This window comes from Actinoplanes sp. M2I2 (assembly GCF_023544445.1).
Lineage (GTDB): Bacteria > Actinomycetota > Actinomycetes > Mycobacteriales > Micromonosporaceae > Actinoplanes.
In genome coordinates, this window is the sequence record NZ_JALPVJ010000002.1 from 650,498 (window position 1) to 674,050 (window position 23,553).

General features: G+C 73.5%; 18 protein-coding genes. 12 read left to right on the forward strand and 6 right to left on the reverse strand.

Going from position 1 to position 23,553, the window contains the following annotated elements:
* The first annotated feature begins 9 nt into the window (after nucleotides 1–9).
* The 5 genes from HJC40_RS06870 (at nucleotide 10) to HJC40_RS06890 (ending at nucleotide 7,791) form a co-directional block, all read left to right on the forward strand.
* Nucleotides 10–867: a hypothetical protein gene (locus HJC40_RS06870; RefSeq protein WP_249999207.1), complete on the forward strand. Its 858-nt coding sequence runs from the start codon at nucleotides 10–12 to the stop codon at nucleotides 865–867.
* Nucleotides 864–4,148: a bifunctional lysylphosphatidylglycerol synthetase/lysine--tRNA ligase LysX gene (gene lysX, locus HJC40_RS06875; protein ID WP_249999209.1), complete on the forward strand. Its 3,285-nt coding sequence runs from the start codon at nucleotides 864–866 to the stop codon at nucleotides 4,146–4,148. The genes HJC40_RS06870 and lysX overlap by 4 nt, the downstream gene beginning before the upstream one ends.
* Before the next feature lie 95 nt (nucleotides 4,149–4,243).
* Nucleotides 4,244–5,509, forward strand: a complete 1,266-nt coding sequence (locus HJC40_RS06880; protein ID WP_249999212.1) for a prolyl oligopeptidase family serine peptidase — start codon at nucleotides 4,244–4,246, stop codon at nucleotides 5,507–5,509.
* 513 nt (nucleotides 5,510–6,022) lie between these two features.
* Nucleotides 6,023–6,685, forward strand: a complete 663-nt coding sequence (locus HJC40_RS06885) for an SDR family oxidoreductase (RefSeq protein ID WP_249999214.1) — start codon at nucleotides 6,023–6,025, stop codon at nucleotides 6,683–6,685.
* 62 nt (nucleotides 6,686–6,747) lie between these two features.
* On the forward strand, nucleotides 6,748–7,791 hold the full coding sequence (locus HJC40_RS06890) for an NAD(P)-dependent alcohol dehydrogenase (protein ID WP_249999438.1): 1,044 nt from the start codon (nucleotides 6,748–6,750) through the stop codon (nucleotides 7,789–7,791).
* Nucleotides 7,792–7,818: 27 nt separating this feature from the next.
* Here HJC40_RS06890 and HJC40_RS06895 read toward each other — a convergent pair whose 3' ends face one another.
* The 4 genes from HJC40_RS06895 to HJC40_RS06910 all read right to left on the reverse strand — a co-directional run bounded on the left by HJC40_RS06895 (nucleotide 7,819) and on the right by HJC40_RS06910 (nucleotide 12,864).
* Nucleotides 7,819–9,069, reverse strand: a complete 1,251-nt coding sequence (locus tag HJC40_RS06895) for a cytochrome P450 (protein WP_249999216.1) — start codon at nucleotides 9,067–9,069, stop codon at nucleotides 7,819–7,821.
* Entirely contained in the window at nucleotides 9,066–10,415 is a 1,350-nt protein-coding gene (locus tag HJC40_RS06900) for a carotenoid oxygenase family protein (protein WP_249999219.1), read from the reverse strand. The genes HJC40_RS06895 and HJC40_RS06900 overlap by 4 nt, the downstream gene beginning before the upstream one ends.
* Nucleotides 10,412–11,704 (reverse strand): cytochrome P450, encoded by a 1,293-nt coding sequence (locus HJC40_RS06905; RefSeq protein WP_249999221.1) that lies wholly within the window; start codon nucleotides 11,702–11,704, stop codon nucleotides 10,412–10,414. The genes HJC40_RS06900 and HJC40_RS06905 overlap by 4 nt, the downstream gene beginning before the upstream one ends.
* A 275-nt stretch (nucleotides 11,705–11,979) precedes the next feature.
* Nucleotides 11,980–12,864, reverse strand: coding sequence for a helix-turn-helix transcriptional regulator (locus HJC40_RS06910; RefSeq protein WP_249999223.1), 885 nt, complete (start codon nucleotides 12,862–12,864; stop codon nucleotides 11,980–11,982).
* Between the two features lie 248 nt (nucleotides 12,865–13,112).
* On the opposite strand from HJC40_RS06910, the gene HJC40_RS06915 reads away from it, so the two are divergent.
* From HJC40_RS06915 to HJC40_RS06945, 7 genes are all read left to right on the forward strand, one after another.
* Nucleotides 13,113–13,745: a sigma factor gene (locus HJC40_RS06915; protein ID WP_249999226.1), complete on the forward strand. Its 633-nt coding sequence runs from the start codon at nucleotides 13,113–13,115 to the stop codon at nucleotides 13,743–13,745.
* A gap of 70 nt (nucleotides 13,746–13,815) precedes the next feature.
* The gene (locus tag HJC40_RS06920) at nucleotides 13,816–16,560 is read left to right on the forward strand and encodes a helix-turn-helix transcriptional regulator (protein WP_249999228.1); all 2,745 of its coding nucleotides are present in this window, start codon (nucleotides 13,816–13,818) and stop codon (nucleotides 16,558–16,560) included.
* 39 nt (nucleotides 16,561–16,599) lie between these two features.
* Nucleotides 16,600–17,463 carry a patatin-like phospholipase family protein gene (locus HJC40_RS06925; RefSeq protein WP_249999230.1) on the forward strand — a complete coding sequence of 288 codons (864 nt, stop codon included), beginning with the start codon at nucleotides 16,600–16,602 and terminating at the stop codon, nucleotides 17,461–17,463.
* Nucleotides 17,460–18,680 carry a macrolide family glycosyltransferase gene (locus HJC40_RS06930; RefSeq protein ID WP_249999232.1) on the forward strand — a complete coding sequence of 407 codons (1,221 nt, stop codon included), beginning with the start codon at nucleotides 17,460–17,462 and terminating at the stop codon, nucleotides 18,678–18,680. Before HJC40_RS06925 ends, HJC40_RS06930 begins: the two co-directional genes overlap by 4 nt.
* Before the next feature lie 3 nt (nucleotides 18,681–18,683).
* Entirely contained in the window at nucleotides 18,684–19,175 is a 492-nt protein-coding gene (locus tag HJC40_RS06935) for a hypothetical protein (RefSeq protein WP_249999235.1), read from the forward strand.
* Nucleotides 19,172–20,113: a hypothetical protein gene (locus HJC40_RS06940; RefSeq protein WP_249999237.1), complete on the forward strand. Its 942-nt coding sequence runs from the start codon at nucleotides 19,172–19,174 to the stop codon at nucleotides 20,111–20,113. Before HJC40_RS06935 ends, HJC40_RS06940 begins: the two co-directional genes overlap by 4 nt.
* Nucleotides 20,114–20,209: 96 nt before the next feature.
* A complete protein-coding gene (locus HJC40_RS06945) occupies nucleotides 20,210–21,868 on the forward strand; it encodes an ATP-binding protein (protein ID WP_249999239.1) in 1,659 nt (552 codons plus the stop codon).
* Here HJC40_RS06945 and HJC40_RS06950 read toward each other — a convergent pair.
* Nucleotides 21,865–22,659, reverse strand: a complete 795-nt coding sequence (locus tag HJC40_RS06950; RefSeq protein WP_249999241.1) for an alpha/beta hydrolase — start codon at nucleotides 22,657–22,659, stop codon at nucleotides 21,865–21,867. The genes HJC40_RS06945 and HJC40_RS06950 overlap by 4 nt on opposite strands.
* Entirely contained in the window at nucleotides 22,656–23,501 is an 846-nt protein-coding gene (locus HJC40_RS06955) for an alpha/beta fold hydrolase (protein WP_249999244.1), read from the reverse strand. Before HJC40_RS06955 ends, HJC40_RS06950 begins: the two co-directional genes overlap by 4 nt.
* Between the last annotated feature and the right edge of the window lie 52 nt (nucleotides 23,502–23,553).

The window sequence follows — 23,553 nt, forward strand, 5'->3', positions numbered from 1 at the left end:
GTCGGCCGCATGGGGCTCGGGCTCGTCGGCGCGCTCGGGTCCGCTCTCTGCTACGGCATCGCGTCGGTGCTGCAGGCGCTCGCCGTCCGCGGGACAGCCGCCGCCGACGGTCTCGATCCGCGGCTGCTGGTGCGGCTGGCCCGGTCCTGGCGCTACCTGCTCGGCCTGGCCGTCGACGGCCTGGCCTTCCTGCTCTCGCTCGTCGCCCTGCGCACGCTGCCGCTGTTCGTGGTGCAGTCCGTCGTGGCGAGCTTTCTCGCGGTCACCGCCGTGCTCGGCGCCCTGGTGCTCAAGATGCGGCTGCGGCGCGGCGACCGGATCGGCATCGCCGTCGTCATCGCCGGTCTGGTGCTGGTCGGCCTGTCGGCGGCCGAGGACCGACCGGTCGAGGTGGCCGGCCCGATCACCTGGGGAGTCCTCGCGGCGGCCGTCCTCCTCGTCGTCCTGGCCTTTCCGCTGGCCCGGCTGCCCGGTGCGCCCGGCGCGGCCGCCCTGGGCGCGGTCGCCGGGCTGGGCTACGGCGTCGTGGCCGTCGCGACCCGCGTGCTGCCGGCCCCCCTGACGGTCGGTGGGGTGCTGACCGACCCGGCCGCGTACGGGCTGCTCCTCGGGGGCGCGGTCGCTCTGCTGGCCTACTCCACCGCGATGCAGCGGGGCTCGGTGACCCTGGCGACCGCGCCGCTGGTCGTGCTCGAGACCGTCGCGCCGGCCGCGGTCGGCCTGTTCCTGCTGGGCGACCGCCCCCGGCCCGGCTGGGGCTGGGTGGCCGCCGCGGGCTTCCTGATCGCCGTGTCCGGCGCCGTCAGCCTGGCCCGCCACGGTGAGATCGAGCCCGAAGCCTCTGCTCTCGAAGGAGCGCGCGCATGACCGAGCAGGCCTCCCGCCCGCACGACGACCGCTGGCCCGACCGGTTCGCGCTGGCGATGTTCGCCTTCGCCGGGCTGGGCATCCTGGTGACCGTCGTGCCGTCCTGGCGGCGCTACTTCGCCGAGCCGATGGACGTCGTCTCGGCGCTCACCATCCCGGTCGTGCCGGGCTTCACGTACGCCGCGCTGCTGCTCGTGCTCGGTGTGGCGTTGCGCCGGCGGCTGCGGGCGGCGTGGTGGCTGCTGCTGGTCTGGTGGCTCGTGCTGCCCGAGGTCGGGCGGGTGGTCTCGCTGTTCTCCGGCGTACGGGTGACCCAGGTCGGCGGGCTGGTGCTGATGGGTGGCGTGACGGTGCTGGCGATCCGGGCCCGCGACCAGTTCTCGTCGCGCCAGGTCGCGGGCAGCGTGGTCGCCGCCGTCGCGTGCTTCCTGGGTGGGGGAGTGGCCGTGCTGGCGATCGGCACCGTGCTCGTCCGGGCCTTCGGCACGTCACCGGGTCTCCCGGCGGCGGCGCTGCACGTCTTCGACTCGATGCTGGGCGACCTCGGCCGGCCGTCGGCGGGCCCGCTGGTCACCTCGCCCTGGTGGGCCCACGCGGTGACCGGGCTGGTCGGGGCGACGGTGGTGCTGACCTCGGCGCACGTGCTGTTCCGGCCGCCGCGCACCAGCCACCCCCTCGACGCCGCGGACGAGGCCCGGGTGCGCACGCTGCTGCGCGACTCCGGCGACCACGACTCGCTCGGCTACTTCGCGACCCGGCGCGACAAGGCGGTCGTCTGGGACACCGGCGACCCGGCCACGGCGACCGCCGGTGTGTCGTACCGGGTGGTCGGCTCGGTCTCGCTGGCCAGCGGCAACCCGCTCGGCGACCCGGCGCGCTGGCCGGCCGCGATCGACGCCTGGCGGCGGCTCGCGCGCTCGGGTGGGTGGTCGCTGGCGGTCATGGGCGCCGGCCGGGAGGGTGCCACCGCCTACGCCGACGCGGGTCTGAGTGCGTACGAGATCGGCGACGAGGCCATCCTCGACCTGCGGGCCTTCTCGCTGAACAAGCCGGGCATGAAGGCCGTCCGGCAGTCGGTGGCGCGGCTGCAGCGGCGGGGCTACACGACGCTGGTCTGCCGGCACGGCGACCTGACGGCCGGCGACTTCGCGACGATGAGCGCGGACGCGGCCCGGTGGCGGGGCGACGGCGGTGACGAGCGCGGCTTCTCGATGGCGCTCGGACGGCTCGGCGACCCGCTCGACGACGACTGCGTGATGGTCCAGGCCCGCGACGGCCAGGGACGGCTGCGGGGTTTCCTGAGCTTCGTGCCGTGGGGGCCGACCGGGCTCTCGCTCGATCTGATGCGCCGCGACCCGGCCGCCGACAACGGGCTGGTCGAGTTCATGGTCGCCGCGCTGGCCGGCCGGGCCGGGCCGGTCTCGCTCAACTTCGCCATGTTCCGGGAGGCGTTCGAGCGGGGCGCGCAGATCGGCGCCGGTCCGATCGCCCGGTTGTGGCGCCAGTCGCTGGTGCTGGCCAGCCGCACCTGGCAGCTCGAGTCGCTCTACCGCGCCAACGCCAAGTACCTGCCCGACTGGGAGCCCCGGTTCCTCTGTTTCGAGTACACCTCCGACCTGCCCCGGGTGGGGACGGCGGCCGGCAGCGCCGAGGGCTTCCTCACGGCGCCCCGGCTCAGCCGGTTGCGCCGTCGTGGCGACGCCGGGGGTCTCGACCGGGCCGGGGAGGACTACGCCGCCGCGGTGCGCGCGCTGATCCCGGCGCCGGCGGACGCGCTGGCCCGGGCGTTGTCGTCGATGAGACTGCCCGAGCAGGTCCGGGTACGCCGGGACAAGGTGCGCCGCCTGCGGGAGCGCGGGATCGACCCGTACCCGGCCGGGCACCCGCGCACCCATACGCTCGCGCAGGTGCGCGCCGAGGCCGGCGAGCTGCCGCCCGACACCCGTTCCGGCAAGGAGGTGTCGGTGGTCGGCCGGGTGCTGCTGAAGCGCGACCTGGGCGGGCTCGGCTTCGCCACGCTGCGCGACGGCAGCGGCGACCTGCAGATCATGATCACCGGTGACGACGTGCCGGCCGGGACGTACGAGCTCTGGCGCGACGACATCGACCTCGGCGACCACATCGGCGTCACCGGCGAGGTGATGACCACGCACAAGGGCGAGCTGACGGTCGCGGCCTCCGACCTGCGCCTCACCAGCAAATCGCTGCGCCCGCTGCCCGACAAGCACCGTGGGCTCACCGACGCCGAGGCGCGCATCCGGTTCCGCTACGTCGACCTGATCGTCCGCCCGGACGCCCGCGACATCGCGTACAAGCGCTCGGCGGTCGTCCGCAGCGTGCGCGACTCGCTGCACCAGCGCGGCTTCGCCGAGGTGGAGACGCCGGTCCTGCAACAGGTGCACGGCGGCGCCAACGCCCGGCCCTTCGAGACCCACATCAACGCCTACGACCTGGACATGTACCTGCGGATCGCGACCGAGCTGCACCTCAAGCGGCTGCTGGTCGGCGGTCTGGAGAAGGTGTTCGAGGTGGGCCGCCAGTTCCGCAACGAGGGGGCCGATTTCAAGCACAACCCGGAGTTCACGTCGCTCGAGGTGTACGAGACGTACGGCGACTACAACACCATGCGCGTGCTCACCCAGGAGATCATCCAGGAGGCCGCGGTCGCGATCCACGGCGCGCCGGTCGCCCGCCGGGCCGGCGCCGACGGCCGGATCACCGAGTACGACCTCTCGGGTGACTGGCCGGTCAAGCCCCTGACCATGGCCGTGTCCGAGAAGCTGGGCGAGGAGATCACGGCCGACACCCCGCTGAGCACGCTGCTGGTCCACGCCGGCCGGATCGGCCTGGTGCTGCCCGACGGCGCCGGCTGGGGTCTCGCGCTGGAGGAGATCTACGGCGAGCTGTGCGAGGGCTCGACCACGACGCCGGTCTTCTACACCGACTTCCCGAAGGACAACGCCCCGCTGACCCGGCAGCACCGCGCCGACCCGCGGCTGGCCGAGAAGTGGGATCTGGTCATCTTCGGGTCCGAGCAGGGCACCGCGTACTCCGAGCTCATCGACCCGATCGACCAGCGCGAGCGGCTGGTCGCCCAGTCCCTGCTGGCGGCGGCCGGCGACCCCGAGGCGATGCAGGTCGACGAGGATTTCCTGACCGCTCTGGAGTACGGCATGCCGCCCACCGGGGGGATGGGGATGGGCATCGACCGCCTGGTCATGAACCTGACCGGCCTGAGCATCCGGGACACCATCCTGTTCCCGATCGTCCGCCCGGCCTGACCGCGCCCGGTGCCCGGCCCTTCCGCTCGGTGATCCGCCTGTGATAGACCGACATCACTGTGTCATCGGTAACGGGTACGAAACAGGGAGGCCACATGGCCACGCCGATCAGCCGTCGCTCCGTCCTGGCCGCCGGCGCGGGAGCCGCCGTCGGACTCAGCCTGCCGGGCGCGGCCGCTCTGGCCGGCGGTCACTCCGCCACCCGGGTGCGCTTCACCCTCGACGCCGTGACCCTCGACGGCGGGGAGCAGGTCGTCTCGCTCACGCTGGACACCGGGCGGCTCGGCCGGATCGACCCCGCGAGCCTGACCCCCGGCACCTTCACCGTGCACGCCAAGGCGACCAGCCCGATCCCCATCGCGGCCGGCGACCAGATCTTCAGCGAGTACGACCTCGACCGCGCGGTCACCGCGGCCCGGCTCGACCGCGACGGCAACATCGTGCTCGAGCTCGCGTACGCCGAGGGCGTGACCGGCGGCGGCACGCTCGGCTACATCGCGAGCCGGGGCCGCAATGTCCGCCTCAACCTGGTCTACACGATCACCCAGACCAGCCCGCTGGTCGTCCGGGGCCGCCCGGTCACCATCACCGGATTCACCCAGGGCCGGCTGTCGAACCCCGAGGTCGACGCGTTCGGCTACCACGTCTCCGCCTCCGGGATGAAGTACCGGCTGTACTCGCCGTCCCGCCGCCACTCCGGCCGGGGCCGGCGTCCCCTGGTCGTCTGGCTGCACGGCGGGGGCGAGGGCGCCTCCCTGCCGGACAACTACTACGACAACGAGACCACGCTGCGGGCCAACCGCGGCGCCCTCGGTTTCGCCACCCCCGAAGCCCAGCGGATCTTCGACGGCGCGTACGTGGTGGCGCCGCAGAGCCAGTCCTTCTGGCTCGAGGACGGCGACCGTTTCGCCTCGCAGATCGAGCGGATCATCCGCGACGTCGCCCGGCGGCACCCGATCGACCGGGACCGGATCTCGGTCGTCGGATGCAGCAACGGCGGCTACATGAGCCTCAAGATGACGGTGGAGTACCCCGACCTGTTCGCGTCCTCGGTGCCGATCTGCGCCGTGGTCGAGTCGCTGCAGCCCGGCGGCGCTCGCCAGATCACCGACGCCGAACTGCGGGCCATCGACACCCCGACGTGGCTGGTGACCTCGCGCGACGACGACACCGTCCCGCCCGAGCCCAACACGATCCACGCGAACGACCTGATCCCCGGGTCGCTGCTGTCCCTCTACGACAACGTGACCTGGAACGGCCACCGGTTCCCCGGGCACTGGTCCTGGATCTACGTCGCCCGCAACGACCCGAGCATCAACGGCACCCACGTCTGGCAGTGGATGGCCCGGCAGCGAAACTGACGTCACACACCCGCCGAGGCAGGGCGGTCATCCGGTGTGCCGGTCACCCGCGCCACCGGCAAGCCGGTCGCCCGGTTCGAGGCTCCTGAGCCCCGAACCGGCGCGCCGGCGACCGTCGACATCGCGCGGGAGCCTGGCCCGGCTCGAACGGTGCGGCCATCCTTGGGTTCAGTGACGCGCGGTTACCCGGCATCCCGCGCGTTGGGCAGGCCTGGTGATCAACGATAGGGCATGCGGAGACGAGGGGCCGGCGTCGCCTGCCTCAGTTGATCCGCCACGCTGTCGTCCTGATTCCGTCCCATGGTTGAAGCTGCGACGCCATATCGCGGCGGCTGACATCCGGATCTGCCACGTTCGGCGCCACGCGGGTCCTGGCGGAACCTGCCCCGCAACGGACCCAGCCGGCAGGTGAGGGGAGTATGAGCAGTCCAAGCAACTACCGCAGGGGTGTACCGGGGGTACACCTCACGACGATGACTTCCTCGCGCCGAGAGAAACGGGTGTGCTGGACCCATGACCACGATCGCCATCATCGGAGCCGGGCCGGGGCTCGGCGCCGCCGTCGCGCGCCGGTTCGGCGCGGAGGGCTTCGGCATCGCCCTGGTCGCGCGCGACCAGCAGAAGCTGGACGGACTCGCCGCGGACCTGACCGCCCAGGGGCACACCGCGCGCGGGTACGCGGCGGACGTGCGCGACACCGGGGCCCTGACGGCCGCGCTCGACCGGGCGGCTGAGGATCTCGGCCCGGTCGAGGTCCTGCAGTACAGCCCGCTGCCGCACCAGGACTTCCTGCGGCCGCTGCTCGAGACCACCACCGACGACCTGCTGGCCGCCGTCGAGTTCTCGATCCTGGGCCCGGTGACCGCCGTGCGCCGGGTCCTGCCGGGAATGCGGGAGCTCGGCCGCGGTTCGGTTCTCTTCGTCAACGGGGGCAGCGGCGCCCGGCCCAACCCCAGGGTCGCCGGGACGTCCATCGCGTTCGCCGGCGAGGGCGCCTATGCCGCGATGCTGCACGACACGCTGGCTTCCGACGGCATCCACGTCGGTCAGCTCATCGTGCCCGGCGCCATCACGCCCGGCCACCCGACCCACGACCCGGACGTCCTGGCCGGCCGCCTGTGGGACATGCACACCGGCCGGGGTGAGTTCCGCGTTTTTGCCGAGCCCCTGCCGTAGGGATGCCACGCTCGTCCTCGGACAATCCGACCGCCCGTTTCTCTCCTGAGCTGGAGGACGCCATTCTTACCGTCAACGCCGTCGCTGCGACCTCGGCCACCGGCCCGCTCGTCCGCACCACCGTCGAGCGGCGCGACCTCGGGCCGCGCGACATCCTGATCGAGATCCGCTACGCCGGCATCTGCCACTCCGACATCCACACCGTGCGCGGGGAGTGGGGCGACGTCGCCTACCCGCTCACCGTCGGGCACGAGATCGTCGGGCTGGTCGCCGAGGTCGGCCCCGAGGTCTCGCGGCATGCCGTGGGCGACCGGGTCGGTGTCGGTTGCATGGTCAACTCGTGCCGGGAGTGCGCCAACTGCCGCGCCGGGCAGGAGCAGTACTGCGAGAACGGCAACACCGGGACCTACGGGAGCATCGACCGCGACGGGACCGTCACACAGGGCGGCTACTCGACCCACATCGTGGTCGACGAGGACTTCGTGCTGCGGGTGCCCGAGTCCATCCCGTACGAGGCGGCGGCGCCGCTGCTGTGTGCCGGCATCACCACGTACTCGCCGCTGGCGCACTGGAAGGCCGGGCCCGGCCGCAAGGTCGCCGTGGTCGGTCTGGGCGGCCTCGGCCACCTGGCGGTGAAGATCGCCGTGGCGATGGGGGCCGAGGTGACGGTGCTGTCGCAGACGCTGGGCAAGAAGGACGACGGCCTGGCGTTCGGCGCTCAGAGCTATCACGCGACCGGGGACACGGCGACCTTCGAGGCACTGCGGAACTCGTTCGATCTGATCGTCAACACGGTCAGCGCGCCGATCGACATCGCGGCCTACCTGCGCCTGCTGCGTCTGGACGGCACGCTGGTGAGCGTCGGCGCCCCGCCGGAGCCGCTGCCGGTGCCGGTGTTCGCGCTCTTCGGCAACCGGCGCTCGTTCGCCGGCTCCAGCATCGGCGGCATCGCCGAGACCCAGGAGATGCTGGATTTCTGCGCCGAGCGCGGCATCGCCCCCGAGGTCGAGGTGATCGGCGCCGACGAGGTCGACGAGGCGTACGAGCGGGTCCTGAGGTCCGACGTGCGATACCGCTTCGTCATCGACATCGACACTCTGCGGTGACCTCCGTGGCCGGCGGTGAACCGGCACTCAGCCGCGGCGGACCCAGAGCTCGCGAGGTCCGCGGACCATTCCGGAGCTGCGGCGCCGCACCGGCCGGGCGAGACGCAGACCGGGCAGCCGTTCGGCCAGCCGGCGCAGCACGGTGGTGGCTTCCAGGCGGGCCAGCGGCTGTCCGACGCAGTAGTGGATGCCGCTCGCGAACGCGAGGTGCGGTGTCGTCGACGACCGTCCGGGATCGAAGCGCGCCGCGTCCGGGTAGACCGCCGGGTCGCGGTTGGCCCCGCCGAGCAGCAGGAAGACGTACTGGCCCGCTTTGATCCGCCGGCCGGCCACTTCGGTGTCCGCCAGCGCGAGCCGCCCGGCCCGCTGCACCGGGGGGTCGTACCGCAGGGTCTCGTCGATCATGGCCTCCACCCGGTCCGGGTGGGCGCAGAGCGCCGCCCAGCAGGCGGGGTGGGACATCAGGGCCAGCACCGCGTTGCCGATCAGGTTGACCGTGGTCTCGAACCCGGCGACCAGCAGCAGATTGCACAGCGGCAGCAGTTCGGCCGGCGCGATGCGGTCGGGGGACTGCGTGACCAGGCGGCTGACCAGATCGTCGCCGGGTTCGCGCCGGCGCAGCGCGAACAGGTCGGTGAACAGCCGCTCCAGCTCCAGGGAGGCGTCGCGCAACCGGGCCGCGTGCGTCAGCGAGTGGATGCCGTCGATCGCGCTGCCGACCACGGCGGCGCTGCGGCCGAACGCGGCCCGGCGGTCGGCCGGGATGCCGAACATCTCCATCATCACGGCCATCGGCAGCGGCTGGGCGATGGTGGCCATGAGGTCGATCGGGTCGGCCGGCCCGGCCTGGTCGAGCAGCCGGTCGGCGGTGCGCGCGATCAGCGGCGCGTACCCGGCCACCTGTGCCGGGCCCAGGGCCGGCTGGACGAGACGACGCAGCCGCGTGTGGTCGGGCGGGTCCAGGCCCAGGAACGACACCTCGAACTGGTCGGCGAGGGCATCGTCCACGGTGAGCTTGCTCGGCCGTACGCCGAACGCGCGGTCCCGGAGCACGGTGGAACAGACCCGGTGGTCGGCGGTGACCCAGTCGCCGGACCGGGTGAGCACGAGGGGCCCGGCCGCCCGGATGCGGTCGTAGAGCGGGTACGGGTCGTCGCGGCCGGCCGCCAGGTGCAGGCGCGCGTTGAGGTCACCCCGCAGATAGCCGTCGCGCGCGAACGTCAGCCGGCGGCGCTGGACGCCTCGGACGAAAGTCAGAAATGTACGGAACCCGCTCATGAGATCTCCGGGCCGGGCAGCTCGGCGGCGGTGATCCAGCTGCTGTGGGCCCCGACCGGCACCCGGACCGGGAGGCGGACGACGGCGACCGGCCGGCCGTCCAGGTCACGGGCGTCCCGGACGACCAGATCGCTGGCGTCGCGCGTGGCGTCGTACCGGAAATGCACCAGCCACCCGTGGTCCTCGGCGGTCGAACCGGCGGCCGGCACGAACACCGTCTCGCCCGGGACCTGGTCGGTGTCCAGGCGCCGGTGCTCCGCGGAGTTCCTGTGGAGGTCGTACTTGAGCAGCCCGTACTTGTCGTTGCCGGGATCGTTGGTGACCGCGTAGTAGTAGCGGCTCGGCAGCCCCTGCCGGCGCGGGTCGGCCCGCGGCAGTTCCTGCGGCTGGTCGTCGAGCTGCCGGGCCGGGGCGAAGTCGCGTCCGGGCTCGACCCGCCACTCCCACAACGTCGCCGGGCCGGCCAGCGGGTCCCCGCCCCGCCGGTCGAACAGCCGCTCGTACCGGAGGCCGCGCACGATCAGTCCGCCGCCGGTCGTCTCCTCGGCGCCGACCAGGTGGTAGAGGAAACACGGGTCGACGGCCACCCATCGGGCCGGGCCGCCGCCGCGCGGGAGCACACCGATGCGGGCCTGGTGGGAGTCGCGCCAGCGGTACGGGAAGCCGCCGGCCATCCCCGCGCCGAGATGGAACCGTACGGGGGTGTCGAAGAAGACCACGTGGCCGGGCGTGAGGGCGATGTCGTGCAGCAGCGGCCGCCCGTCCAGATCGACCCGGTCCATCCGGGACACCTGACCGGTCGCCGTGAGGACGATGTACTCGGCCCAGGTCCGCAAGGGGGAGTAGGCCAGCAGGTGCAGCTCACCGGTGGACACGTCGATCTTCGGATGCGCGGCGAAGCCCCGCGGGAGCTGCCCGCCCAGATCGGTGTAGCGCCGCGACTCCAGCGTCGCGCTGAGCTCGACCGGCAGGCAGCCCGACTCGACCAGGGCCAGCAGCAGACCGTGGTGGGCGATGACGTTGGTGTTCACCGAGTCGTAGGGGAAATGCCGGGGACCGGTCGCCGGGCTCACGCCGAGGGACCGGGCGGCCCGGCGTGACCGGATCCAGCGGTTGCGGAACCACATCGCCCGCCCGCCGCGCAGGCGGACCCCGCACAGCAGCCCGTCCTGCATGAACCACGGGTAGTGGCCGTCCCGGGCCATCCGCGGCGGACCGGCCGGCGCGGGACCGATCTGGGTGAACAGACCGTCCAGTTCACCGGGCAGGTGGCCGTCGACCGTGAGGGCCGTCTCGGTGTGCTCGCCGCGCAGAGTACGGAAGCCCCCGGTCAGATATCGGCTCATCGGCTCCGCAGCCGGACCGGGAGCCCACCGGCCGCGTGCAGGGTGAGGGACGGCTCGGGTCTCGGCGCCCGGTCTCCGACGGCTTCCAGGTGGTACGCCCGGGCCAGCGTGGCCAGAGTCAGGCAGGCCTGCATCACCGCGGCGCCCGAGCCGAGGCAGGCCCGCGGGCCCAGGCCGAACGGCGCCACCGAGTGCCGGGCCCAGTCCGGCCCATGGTCCTCGGCGGACAGCCAGCGCTCCGGCCGGAACTCGGTGGGCCGGCGCCACACCCGGGGATGACGGTTGCCGACGTACGGGCTCCAGGCGATCAGGTCGCCGGCGCGCACCGCATGGCCGTCGATCTCGTCGTCCCCGACGGCGCGCCGCATCATGATCCAGACGACCGGGTACAGCCGCATCGCCTCGTCCACCACCGCCCTGGTCCAGGGCAGGTCGCCCGGCCCGGCCGGCGCCCGCGCCACCTCCTCGTGCAGGCGTGCGGCCGCCTCCGGATGCCGGACCAGCAGTGACCAGCACCACGTCAGCGTGTGGGCGAGGGTCTCGTGGCCGGCGAAGAAGAGGCCGAGCAACTCGTCACCCACCTGCTCGGGCGTGGAACCGCCGTCCCGGGCCTCGGCGTGCAGCGCCGCGACCAGGTCGGTCGCCGGATGCGCGACGAGCTCGCCGATGAAGGCCCGGATGCGTCCCATCGCGGCCCGGAACTCGCGGTTGCGGCGCGTCGGCACGGCCGGTGGCGGAAACGGCCGGGCCAGGAACCGCACCACGAAGTCGCACACGAGCCGCAGGTCGGCGGCGACCTCGGCGGCACCCTCGGTCAGGTCCATCCCGAAGAGGTGCCGGCAGGCGATCCGCATGGTCAGGTCGGTCATCGCCGGCGCCACGTCCACGACCTCGCCCCGGCCGGCCGGCCCGCTCCAGGCCGTCACCAGGTCGGCGACGCAGTCCTCGGTGATGGCCGCGGCGGCGCCGAGGGTGTCGCGGTGAAAGGCCGGCTGCACGAGCCGCCGGCGTCTCAGCCAGTCGTCCCCACCGGCGGCGACGGTCAGCCCGTCCCCGAGGAACGGGCGGGCGGCGCGATAGACGGGCGCGTCCTTGCTGTACTGACGGTGATTGTCCCGCAGCACCCGGGCCACCTGGTCGGGATGGGTGATGAACACCATGCGCCGTCCGGCCACCGAACTCAGCGCGATGCCGTCGGGCTGCTCGGCGATCCGCCCGAACAGGGCGAGAGGATCGCGCCGGAACTGCCCGAAGGCCCCTGCCGCCGAGATCCGCGGGGTCGTTCTCACGACATGTCTCCTCACCGGGCGCGATCGGCCGAGCCGTCGACCACTCACCGCCGTCGACCGTTGACAGCGGTGCGTCCCGGCGGGCGTCACGGCCGAGAATGTCCGCTTCCCGGGGGGATCGTCCAATGCGCTCGGTGACGATGCCCCGAAGGTCGGCGAAACGACTGTCCTTTCGGACGTCGCGCCGCTGCCGCCGGAGTCGGGAGCCGCACAAGGCGATGAACGTCAACGGGAAGGAGCTCGCGCCGGGTTGTGACTGACCACCGTCGAGGCGATCAGGCGGGACGCGTGGTGGCCCCGGCCGTGACCGGCGTGGTCGTGGCCGCCCACGAGGCGAGGAGGGCGAGCGCCTGCGCGGTCGGCGACCCGGGCTCGGCCGCATAGATCGTCAGCGTGAGGTCGGCCTCGGCCCGCAGGTCCAGGCTCTCGTAGGCCAGGGTCAGCTCGCCGACCACGTGGTGGTGGAACTGCTTGGTGCCGGAGCCGTGGGTGCGGACGTTGTGGGCGCCCCAGCGGCGGCGGAACTCGTCGCTGCGGGTGGACAGCTCGCCGACCAGGTCGTGGATGCCCTTGTCATGCGGGTCCTTGCCCGCCGCGGTGCGCAGGTTGGCCACGAACATGTCGGCGAACCGGTTCCAGTCGGGGTAGAACCGGCGGGCGGCGCTGTCCAGGAACGTGAACCGTCCGAAGTTCGGCACGACCGTGGGGTCGGCGTAGAGCTCGCTGTGCATGGCCCGCCCGAGGTGGTTGGCGGCGACCAGGTCGTGCCGGTTGTTGACCACGATGGCCGGGGTGTGAATCGCATCCAGCGACCACTGCAGGCTGGGCCGCACGGTCCACGGCCGGGGCCGCCGGCTGGGTCGCAGCAGCGCGCTGCTGCCGTTGGCCACCTCGGCCAGCCGGAGCAGGTGGGCCCGCTCGGCCTCGTCGAGCTGCAGCGCGCGGGCGATGGCGTCGAGCACCCCGGCCGAGACCCCGGCCAGCGTGCCCCGCTCGAGCTTGGCGTAATACTCGACGCTCATCCCGGCCAGCGAGGCGACCTCGCTGCGGCGCAACCCCGGCACCCGGCGCTGCCCGGTGCTCGGCAGGCCGGCCCGCTCCGGCGTGATCTTCGCGCGGCGGGTGGTGAGGAAGTCGCGCACCTCGGCTCGGTTGTCCACGACCTCGACGGTACGACGCCCCCGGGCCCGGTGGAACACACTGCTGGTACACCCCTCGTCAGGCCTCCCGCGGCGGCGCGCGGGCTGAGCGGTCGCCCTCGTGGCTCGGACCCGTGGCCCGCGGCGGGGGCCGGCACCGGGAGGACCACGGGCGGACCACGGTCTTCCCGTGGTCCGGCGCACCGGTCCCCCGCGCGACGGTGATGGCAGTGCATCACCGGATGCGCCGAGGGAACGGAGGCGGGACCGTGACCACCGATCTGGGGGAGTTCGTCGCCGCGCGGCCGCGGTTGTACGCGGTGGCGCTGGGCGTGCTGAAGGACACGGGTGAGGCCGAGGACGTCGTGCAGGAGGCGTGGCTGCGATGGGAGCGCAGCGACCGCTCGGGTGTCGTCGATCCGGCGGCTTTCCTGGCCGTGACCGTGCGCCGGCTGGCCATCAACGTCGCCCTCTCGGCCCGGGTGCGGCACGAACGACCGGCCGGCTCGTGGTTGCCCGAGACGGTCGATCAGTGCCCCGGCCCGGCGACCTCGGCCGAGTGGCACGAGGCGGTCGACGCGGCGATCGGGCTGATGCTGCGGAGGCTGACGCCGGCCGAACGGGCGACGTATCTGCTCCGCACCGCGTTCGGCTACCCCTACCGGCGGATCTCGGAGGTGCTGCACCTGAATGTCGGGCAGGCGCGGCAGCTGGGGTGCCGCGCGCATCGCAACCTGGCCGGCGGACCGGACCGGCCGATCGACGTGGCCACGCACCGGCGCCTGGTCCGCACCTTCCGGGCCGCCGCGCAGACCGGCGAACTCGGTGAACTGGAGGAGCTTCTGGTCACAAGCTTGACCCCTTTGCCGGGCCTATCCGGAAATGGGCCGCGCGGGGGGTGAGTGCGGCGAGTGCTCGCCCTATCGCGTTCCGGTGAACGGCTCTAGCCTCGGACCGGGGGAGGGCTGAGTCATGACCAGCGGCGCCGCGGTACCTGAGTTCCGTGGCCGCCGCGCGGAGTGCGATCTCCTCGATCGGCTCGTCGCCGACGTGCGTTCCGGTCGTGGGCGGGCCCTGCTGATCCGCGGCGAGGCCGGCATCGGCAAGTCGGCCCTGCTGCACCACGTCGTCGCCCGCTCGGGCGGCTGCCGGGTGGCCCGGGCGGCGGGTGTCGAGTCCGAGGTGGAGCTGCCGTTCGCGGGCCTGCATCAGTTGTGCGGGCCCATGCTCGACGTCCGGGGCCGTCTGCCCGCTCCACAACGCGAGGCGCTGGGCGTCGTGTTCGGCCACAGCGCCGGCGCCCCGCCCGATCGGTTGCTGCTCGGGGTGGCCGTGCTCAGCCTGCTGGCCGCGGTGTCGGAGGACAGGCCGCTGCTGTGCCTGATCGACGACGCGCAATGGCTGGACGAGACGTCGATCCAGACGCTGACCTTCGTCGCTCGGCGGTTGCTCGCCGAGCGCGTCGGCGTGGTGTTCGCGATCCGCGAACCGGCTGCCGGGCGGCCCTGGCGGGGACTGCCCGAACTGACGGTCGGCGGCCTGAGCAGCGACGACGCTCGCGCCCTGCTCGACTCGGCCGTTCCGGGGCGGCTCGATGAGCAGGTGCGGGACCGGATCGTGGCCGAGACCCGGGGGAACCCGCTGGCCCTGCTCGAGCTGCCCCGCGGTCTGACGGCGGCCGAGCTGGCCGGCGGGTTCGGGCGCCCGGATGCCCAGCCCCTGGCCGGCAAGATCGAGAGAAGCTTCGCTCAACGCCTGCTGACGCTTCCCCCAGCGACGCGGAAACTGCTGCTCACGGCCGCGGCCGAACCGCTCGGGGACACGGCGCTGCTGCGCCGGGCGATCCGGCTGCTCGAGGTTCCGCTGAGCGCGGCGGCGCCGGCCGAGGCAGCCGGGCTGATCGAGCTCGGTTCGCGGGTACGTTTCCGGCACCCGCTGGTGCGGACGGCGGTCTACCGGACCGCCACCCCGGCCGACCAGCGCGAGGCCCACCGGGTCCTGGCCGAGGCGACCGACCAGCGGACCGATCCGGACCGGCGGGTCTGGCACCGGGCGCACGCGGCCGAGGACGCCGACGAGGAGATCGCCGCCGAGCTGGTCCGCTCGGCGGTACGAGCCCAGCGCCGCGGCGGGATCGCCGCCGCCGCCGAGTTCCTGCGCCGCGCGAGCGACCTCACCGGTGACCCGGTGGCCCGGGCGACCCGGGCGCTGGCCGCGGCCGAGGCGGAACTGCGCTGCGGTGCCTTCGAGGTCGCCTCCAAGCTCCTGCTCACGGCCGAGGACCTGGACGACGAGCTGCACCAGGCCCGGGTGAATCTGATGCGCGCCCAGATCGCCTTCGCCGCCGGGCACGACATGACCGCCCCACGCCTGCTCCTGGAGGCCGCCCACCGGCTCGAGCCGCTGGACGCCGGTCTCGCCCGCGACACCTACCGGGACGCGCTGGGAGCGGCTCTGCTGGCGGGCGGGCTGGCCGACGGTGTCGGCGCGGCCGACGTGGCCCGGGCGGTGCGGGCGGCCCCCGCCCCGGTGCGGCCCCGGCCCGGTGACCTGCTGCTGGACAGCCTGGCCGTGCTGTTCACCGACGGATATCAGGCCGCGGTGCCCCTGACCGGTGCGGCTTTGCGGGCCTTCCGCGCCGACGACTCGGACGAGGCGGCCGGCCAGCCCTGGCTGTGGCTGGCCGTGATCACCGCGGCCGACATGTGGGACGACGAGAGCTGGTCGGTCCTCAACCTGCGGCACGTACGCCTGGCTCGCTCGCTGGGCGACCTCAGCGTGCTGCCGCTGACCCTCAACTCGCTCGTCAGCATGCATCTGTTCTCGGGCGACCGTGCGGCCGCCGCCGCCGTGGTCGCCGAGATCCAGGCGGTCGGACAGGCCACCGGGGTGGCGCTGGCGCCCTACGGGGCCCTGATGCTGGCGGCCTGGCACGGCGACGAGGCTGTCGCCGGTCCGCTGATCGAGGGCAGCCTGAGCGACGCGGTGGCGCGCGGCGAGGACAGCGCCGTCCTGGTCATCCACTATGCCAAAGCGTTGTTGTTCAACGGGCTCGGCCGTTACCAGGACGCCTCGCTCGCGGCCGGCGTCGCCACCGAGCACGCCATCGAGTCGGCCGTCATCTACTGGTCACTGGCCGAGCTGATCGAGGCGGCGCTGCGCAGCGACCGCCGCGACCTCGCGGCCGGCGCGCTGGACCGGCTCGCCGGGGCGGCCCGCGCCGCCGGGACGGAGTGGGCGCTCGGCGTGCTGGCCCGCAGCAACGCACAGCTCGAGACCGGAACGGCGGCGGAGACCTGCTATCGGCAGGCGATCGAGCATCTGGGCCGGTGCCGGTTCCGGTCGGAGCTGGCCCGGGCCCACCTCCTGTACGGCGAGTGGCTGCGCCGCGAAGGCCGGCGCCGGGATGCCCGCGGCCATCTGCGGACAGCCCACGACATGCTCATCGCGGCCGGCGCCGGCGCGTTCGCCGACCGGGCCCGCCGGGAGCTCGCGGCGGCCGGCGAGGTGGTCGCCGGACCGGCCGGGCGTTCCAGCGACACCCTGACCGTGCAGGAGGCCCACATCGCCGGGCTCGCCGGCAGCGGGCTGACCAACGCCGAGATCGGCGCCCAGCTCTTCCTGAGCCAGCACACCGTCGAGTGGCACCTGCGCAAGGTCTTCGCCAAGCTGGGCATCACCTCCCGCAAGCAGCTCCGCCCGCCGGCCGGCACCTGAGCCGCGTCACAGATCGGGCCGGCGTCCGGTCCCGCTGGTATGAGCCCGATCAGTCTTCCCCGGCCGGTGGCCGTGGCGGTGGGTGGCGGGGGCGTGCTGGGCGCGGCCCACGTCGGCGCCGGCTACGCGCTGGAGCGGCGCGGATTCATCCCCGACCTGATCGTCGGGACCTCGGTGGGCGCCCTCACCGGCGCGATCGCGGCCGCCCACCCCGACGACGCGGCGCCGTGGCTCGAGCGGGTGTGGACGGGGCTGCGTCGCCGCGACGTGTTCCCGTTCGGGTATCTCTCGTCGCGGGCCAGCGTCTTCGCCGACCGTGGCCTGCGCCGGCTGATCGCCGGGGCGGCGCTCCCACCGCTGATCGAGCAGCTGCCGATCCCGTTCACCGCGGTCGCCATGGACCTCGCCGACGGCGCGGTCGCGCCGCTCGACCGGGGTGATCTCGTGTCCGCGCTGCTGGCCAGCGCGGCCATCCCGGGCGTGCTGCCGCCGGTCGTCCGGGACGGCCGGACACTGGTCGACGGCGGGGTGGTTGCCTACGTCCCGGTGCTGGCGGCCTGGCAGGCAGGCGCGGCCAGCGTGCTGGCGCTGTCGATCGGACCGGAAAGCGGCCCGCTGCCGGCGGCCGTGCCGCGCCGGCGGGCCGGCGCCATCGCGGCCCGCGCCGGGACGCTGATGTTCCGTCACCAGATCGAGCGCGATCTGCGCGAGGTCTCCCGGCACATCCCGACCGTCGTGCTGCCGACCGGCATCGAGACCTGGCCCGCCCCCTGGGATCTGGGCCAGACCCGGCGGCTGATCAGCAGCACGGCCGCGGCCGCGGGGCGCTTCCTCGACGAGCTGGACATCGACGGGCCCGGACTCTACCGGGCTGAAGAGCAACTATCGGAGGTCGAACGATGAGCACGATCGCGTTCCTCAACATCGCCATGCACGGGCGGGTCAACCCGACGCTGCCGATCGTCGCCGAGCTGGTCCGTCGTGGACACGCCGTCTCGTACCACACCTCGCCGGCCTTCGCGGCGAAGGTCGGCGCGGCCGGCGCCACGGTGCGGCTGTACCCGGGTGGTGACCAGCCGCTGCCCGACCCGCCGACCCCGCTCACCCTGCTGAGCGGGCTCGCCCGTACCGCCGTGGCGATCCTCCCGGCCGTGCTGGCCGACCTGCGACGGGCGCGTCCGGATCTGATCGTCCACGACTCCGCCTGCCCGTGGGGTCTCATCGCCGCGCGGGAGCTCGGCGTGCCGGCGGTGTCGTCGTTCACGACCTTCGCGTTCAACCGGCGGGCGCCCAGCCCCACCCGGGTCTCGCGCGAGCTGCTGGCCGAGGCCCTGCGACGTCCCGGCGCCGCGATCGGCTATCTGCGGGCGCGCTGGGAGCTGCAGCGCCGATACCGCACCCACGGGCTGCCCCTCACCGACCTCGGCAACCTTCGCGAACCGCTCAACCTGGTCTACACCTCCCGGGCGTTCCAGATCGACGCCGGCGGCTTCGACCGGTCCTACCGGTTCGTCGGCCCGAGCATCGGCGCCCGCCCGGCCGACCCGTCCTTCCCGGTCGGCGAGCTGACCGGCCCGATCCTGTACGCGTCCCTGGGCACTGTGTTCGACGCCGACCCCCGGTTGCTGCGGACCTTCGCCGCCGCGCTGGCCCCGCTGGGCGGCACGGTCGTCATCGCGACCGGGCACACCGATCCGGCCCAGCTCGGCCCGCTGCCCGCCGGTGTGCTCGCCCGCCGGTCCGTGCCGCAGCTGGAGGTGCTGGCCCGGGCGGCGCTGTTCGTCACCCACGGCGGCATGAACGGGACGAACGAGGCTCTGAACGCCGGGGTGCCGATGCTCGTCGTGCCCCAGGGCGCCGATCAGCCGCTGGTCGCCTCGCGCGTCGTCGGGCTGGGCGCCGGCCTCTCGCTGCGCACCGCGGACGTCCGCGAGGACACCGTCCGCGCCCTGGCCCGGCGGCTGCTCGACGAGCCGGGATTCCGGGACGCCGCGGGGGCCGTGCGAACCGCCCAGCACGAGGCCGGCGGCTATCGGCGCGCCGCCGACGACCTCGAGCGCCACCTGGGCCTCGAGCCGGCCGGGCGGCCGGTCCCGGCCGACACCGCCCCGCGGGAGTGACCGGTGTCCGCCGCCGTGATCGTCCTGCTGCTGTTCGCGGGGTTGTCGGAGGCCGCCGGGCGGGTCCTGCCCGTGGTGGCGGGACGGTCCGGCGCGTCCCGCCGCGCGACGATCGGGTTGCTCACGACCGGCACCCTGATCGACGGCGCGGTGTTCGCGCTCTGGCCGTTGTCGGCGTGGGCCCTGGCCGGGCTGGTGCGGCCGGGGCCGTCCGGCGATGAGGGCGCGCCGGTCTGGACGGCCGAACTGGCCGCCCCGCTGCTGCTGGCCGCTGTCCTCGCCTTCCCCCTGCTCGGGCCCGCACTGCACGGCGTGCTGCTGATCGGGGTGGGCGCCGGCCTGACCGGGGCGGTGGCCACGTCGGCCGGGACCGGCTCGTGGTTCGCGGCCGGCTGCGTGGCGGTGGCCGGGATCGGGCTGGCCGGCGCGGTCGAGGCTGTCCGCCGCCTGGTCATCCGGCTGCACGCGACCCGGGTCCGGGAGGCGCTGACATGACCGGATTCGGACTGTTGCTCCTGGCCGCCTTCGGTTCGGTCCTGCTGGTCGAGGGCCTTCTCGCCCGGCACGAGCTGCTCGCCTTCACCGCCGGCTGGCGGACCCCCGGCAGCACGCTGCCGGCCGGGATGCCGTACGCCCGGGGCGCGGAACCGGACCGCCCACCGGACGCCTATCTGGTCTATCTGGACGGCATCGGCAAGCGCCGTTTCCGGGACACCCGCGACGGCGGCCGGCTGGTGCAGGCCCTGATCGACGCCGCGCCGGAACTGCGGGTGCTGGGCCAGGTGCTGCCGTACTCGCCGCTGGCCGACCCGCTGGCCGACCGGCGGATCTGGGCCTGGCTGCGCCGACGGGCCGGACTGGCGCTGTTCCTGCACAACGTCATGCAGATCTTCATCGCCGCCGACCGGCGCTACCGCCCGCACTACAACCGGGCCGTCGGCTCCCAGATCGCCGCCCACCTGCGGCAGAGCGGCTATCGACCGGGCAGCGGCGTGCCGGTGGTGCTGCTGAGCTACAGCGGCGGCGCCCAGCTCGCCCTGGGCGCGGTCGACGGCCTGTGGACCGAGTTGCGGTGCCCGCTGCTGCTGATCACCATCGGCGGTTTCCACAACGGCGCCAACGACATCACCCACGCCCAGCATCTCGACCTGATCACCAGTTCCGAGGACTGGATCGAGCGGGTCAGCACCCGGATCTTCCCCCCACGGTGGCGCCGGGCCCGCCGGAGCGCTTGGAACCGGGCGCGTGACGCCGGCAAGGTCACCGTCCACCGGCTCGACCCGGCCACCCATGTCGGCCCCCGCAGCTACATCAGCCCGGAGGCCCGGCTGCCCGACGGCCGCACCTATCTCGGCCGTACCGCGGACACGGTCATCGCGCTGATCCGCGCGCGTTACCGCACGGCCCTGACAAGGGAGGACCCGGCACCCTGAGCCTCCGACCCGCGGGCGGCCGGAACCTGCCGTCTGACGACGAGGCCGCCGGCGCGGTGGGGCATACTTCGGTGCCCCCTGCCCCGAGGAGAACCGATGAGCCGCGTACGGCTGAGGTCCTGGACGCTGCGCCGACGTGTCGCGGCGCTGTTCGTCGTCGCCGGGATCCTGCTCGCCGGGATCGGCGCGCTGGCCGCCGTGACCGCGGTGGACAGCAACGACCACCTCGACGTCATCCTCGAGAAGACCGGGCCCATGCGGGTCGCCGGTCAGGAGCTCTACTCGGCCTACCTCGATCAGGAGACCGGCGTACGCGGATATGCGCTCAGCCGGTCGCCCGAGAACCTGCAGCCGTACGAGCAGGGGCTCACGGCCGAGCGTGACCTGATCGCCCGGATCGAGGGACTCAACGCCGCCGGCGGCTCGGCGGCCATCACGACGTCGATCGCGGTGGTGCGGGAGCGGTCGGCCCAGTGGCGCGGGTCGGTCGCCGAGCCGGTCATCAGCAGGGGCGGCGCCGCGACCATCGGCACGGCCCAGTTCGACGCCCTGCGCACCGCGGTCGACCAGCTGCAGGCCGACATCCTCGACCTGCGCAACGAGGCAGCCGTGGCCGCCCGCCGGACCGGCTCGACCCTGGTCGCCCTCGAGATCACCGCCGCGGTCATCGTCATCCTGGTCGGCGGGGTGCTGCTGCTGCTGCTCAACCGGCTGGTCGCGCGGCCCGTCACCGAGCTCGCGGCGCAGGTGCGGCAGGTGGCCGGCGGCGACTACGAGCGGCCGATCGCCAGCGCCGGCTCGCCCGAGCTGCAGAGCCTGGCCACCGACGTGGACGGCATGCGCCGGCAGATCGTGCGGGAGCTGGCGCTGGTGCGCGAGGCCCGGGCCGAGGTGCAGTCGGCCAACGAGCGGCTGGAGGCCCAGGCCGAGGAGCTGACCCGCTCGAACCGTGACCTCGAGCAGTTCGCCTATGTCGCCTCGCACGACCTGCAGGAGCCGTTGCGCAAGGTCGCGAGCTTCTGCCAGCTGCTCAAGCGGCGGTACGGGAGCCAGCTGGACGAGCGGGCCGATCAGTACATCGGCTTCGCGGTGGACGGCGCCGAACGCATGCAGCGGCTGATCAACGACCTGCTCGCGTTCTCCCGGATCGGGCGGCTCACGTCCGGCTTCAAGCCCGTGGAGCTCGACGAGGTGCTGTCCGAGGTCAAGTCGCAGCTCGAGGTCCGCGCCGGCCAGGAGGCGACGATCACCTGGGACGGCCTGCCGGTCGTGGAGGGCGAGGAGCCGCTGCTCACCACCCTGTTCGTCAACCTGATCGGCAACTCGCTGAAGTTCCGCCGCCCCGAGGTGCCGCCGGTGGTGCGGGTGACCGCGGAACGCGAGACGGACCACTGGAAGATCAACGTCCGGGACAACGGCATCGGCATCGAGCGCGAGTTCGCCGACAAGGTCTTCGTCATCTTCCAGCGGCTGCACCCGCGCGACGCGTACGAGGGAACCGGCATCGGCCTGGCGATCGTCAAGAAGATCGTTGAGTACCACGGCGGCCGCATCTGGCTCGACCTCGACGTCGAGCAGGGCGCGTCGATCTGGTTCACGATCCCGGCCCCGCCCGACGACGAGACGATCCCGCCCCACGACGAGACGATCCCGCCCCACGACGAGACGATCCCCGCCCCGGCCGACGCCGGGACGATCCCGGCCCCGGCCGAGGACGACACGATCCCGGCCGGGACCGGGACGAGCCCCGTTTAGCGGGCGTGGGTGAGGGCCCACTCCAGGGCCTTGTCGGCGACCTGCTCCCAGCCCGGCTCCGCGCACGTCCAGTGCGAACGGCCGGGGAACTCGTGGTACTCGGTGACGGTGGTCGCCGCCTTGTAGTGCTGGGCGTTCGACTTGTTCACCGAGGGCGGCATGATGTGGTCGGCCCCGCCGGCCAGGAACAGCAGCGGCGCGCGGTCCTCGTTGTGGAAGTCGACCCAGGTCTCCTGCTTGCCCGGCGTGAAGTTGGCCAGCAGGCCGTAGGCCCAGACCCAGCTGCCCGGCGCCGGGATGGCGTACCGGTCGTAGGCCGCCCGCGAATCCTGCTCGGACAGCGTGTTGGTGAACGCGTAGTGCCACTGCTCCGGCGTGAACCCGGCGGCCTGGTGACGCTTGGCCGGGTTGTTGAGGATCGGGAACAGCGACTTGATCTGCGACGGCGGGTTGACCCGGATGCCTTCGGGCGGCGCCGAGTCGATGACCACCCCGGCGGCGCCGTGCCCGCGGTCGAGCAGCAGCTGCGTGAGCGTGCCGCCGAACGAGTGCCCCATGATGATCGGCTTCTCCGGCTGCGCGGCGATGACCTTCTCCAGGTGGGCGACGGTCTCGGGCACGGTGACGGCCGCGATCGGCGCCGGGTCGGCGCGCAACGCCTCGACCTCGGCCTCGAAGCCCGGATAGGCCGGGGTGATCACGGTGTGCCCCTGGCCTTCGTAGTACGTGACCCAGTGCTCCCAGGACCGCGGGGTGACCCAGAGGCCGTGGACCAGGACGATCGTGCTCATGCGGGCTCCTTGCCGGAAACGGAGGTGATGACAGCCGCCGTGACCCGGGGCTGGGAGATCATCGCGACGTGCGAGGCGTCGACCTCGGTGGTGCGCGACCGGGCCCGGCGGGCCATGAAGCGCTGGGCGGCCGCCGGGATGAGGTTGTCGTCCCGGGCGACCAGGTAGGCCGACGGGATGGTCTTCCAGGCGGGCGCGCCGGACGGCTCACCCAGGGTGTGCACGTCGCCGGGCCGCTGCGACGCCGCCATGAAGTCGGTGGTGGCCTTGGGCAGGTCGGCCGCGAAGATTTCCCGGAACCGGTCCGTCTTCACATAGCCGTCGATGCTGCCCGGGTACGGGCGGAAGTCCAGCGCGTCCTCGCCGAGCTTGGTGCCCGGGTACTTGAGCTGCAGCCCCTGCACGGTCTCGCCCTGATCGGGCGCGAAGGCCGCCACGTAGACCAGCGCCTTGACGTTCGGGTTGCCGGTGGCGGCGTTGGTGATGACCACCCCGCCGTACGAGTGGGCGACGAGCACGACCGGTCCGGTGAGGGTGGCCAGGATGCTGCTCAGGTAGGCCGCGTCGCCGGCGACGCTGCGCAGCGGGTTGGCCGGCGCGAGCACCGGGTAGCCGTCGCGCTGCAGGATGCGGGCGACGCCGGCCCAGCCCGAGGCGTCGGCGAACGCGCCGTGGACCAGGACGATCGTCGGCTTCTTGCGGTGCGGCGCGCCGGCCTGGGCCGCGCCGGCCTGGGCCGCGCCGGCCTGGGCCGCGCCGGCCTGGGCCGCGCCGGCCGGCAGACCGGCCAGGGTGGCGGCCGCGGCCGACCCGGCCAGCAGGGTTCGACGGGTGAATGACATCGGGGCTCCTTCGTGACGAGTGGTGTGCCGATCAACCTGCCGCTTGGCGGTG

Bases quoted from the DNA above. Each gene is read 5' to 3' on its own strand.
- HJC40_RS06920 (WP_249999228.1), top strand. From the start codon at position 13,816: ATGACCAGCGGCGCCGCGGTACCTGAGTTCCGTGGCCGCCGCGCGGAG.
- HJC40_RS06900 (WP_249999219.1), bottom strand. From the start codon at position 10,415: ATGAGCCGATATCTGACCGGGGGCTTCCGTACTCTGCGCGGCGAGCAC.
- HJC40_RS06950 (WP_249999241.1), bottom strand. From the start codon at position 22,659: ATGAGCACGATCGTCCTGGTCCACGGCCTCTGGGTCACCCCGCGGTCC.
- HJC40_RS06880 (WP_249999212.1), top strand. From the start codon at position 4,244: ATGGCCACGCCGATCAGCCGTCGCTCCGTCCTGGCCGCCGGCGCGGGA.
- HJC40_RS06945 (WP_249999239.1), top strand. From the start codon at position 20,210: ATGAGCCGCGTACGGCTGAGGTCCTGGACGCTGCGCCGACGTGTCGCG.
- HJC40_RS06940 (WP_249999237.1), top strand. From the start codon at position 19,172: ATGACCGGATTCGGACTGTTGCTCCTGGCCGCCTTCGGTTCGGTCCTG.
- lysX (WP_249999209.1), top strand. From the start codon at position 864: ATGACCGAGCAGGCCTCCCGCCCGCACGACGACCGCTGGCCCGACCGG.
- HJC40_RS06930 (WP_249999232.1), top strand. From the start codon at position 17,460: ATGAGCACGATCGCGTTCCTCAACATCGCCATGCACGGGCGGGTCAAC.
- HJC40_RS06870 (WP_249999207.1), top strand. From the start codon at position 10: ATGGGGCTCGGGCTCGTCGGCGCGCTCGGGTCCGCTCTCTGCTACGGC.
- HJC40_RS06885 (WP_249999214.1), top strand. From the start codon at position 6,023: ATGACCACGATCGCCATCATCGGAGCCGGGCCGGGGCTCGGCGCCGCC.
- HJC40_RS06925 (WP_249999230.1), top strand. From the start codon at position 16,600: ATGAGCCCGATCAGTCTTCCCCGGCCGGTGGCCGTGGCGGTGGGTGGC.
- HJC40_RS06955 (WP_249999244.1), bottom strand. From the start codon at position 23,501: ATGTCATTCACCCGTCGAACCCTGCTGGCCGGGTCGGCCGCGGCCGCC.
- HJC40_RS06895 (WP_249999216.1), bottom strand. From the start codon at position 9,069: ATGAGCGGGTTCCGTACATTTCTGACTTTCGTCCGAGGCGTCCAGCGC.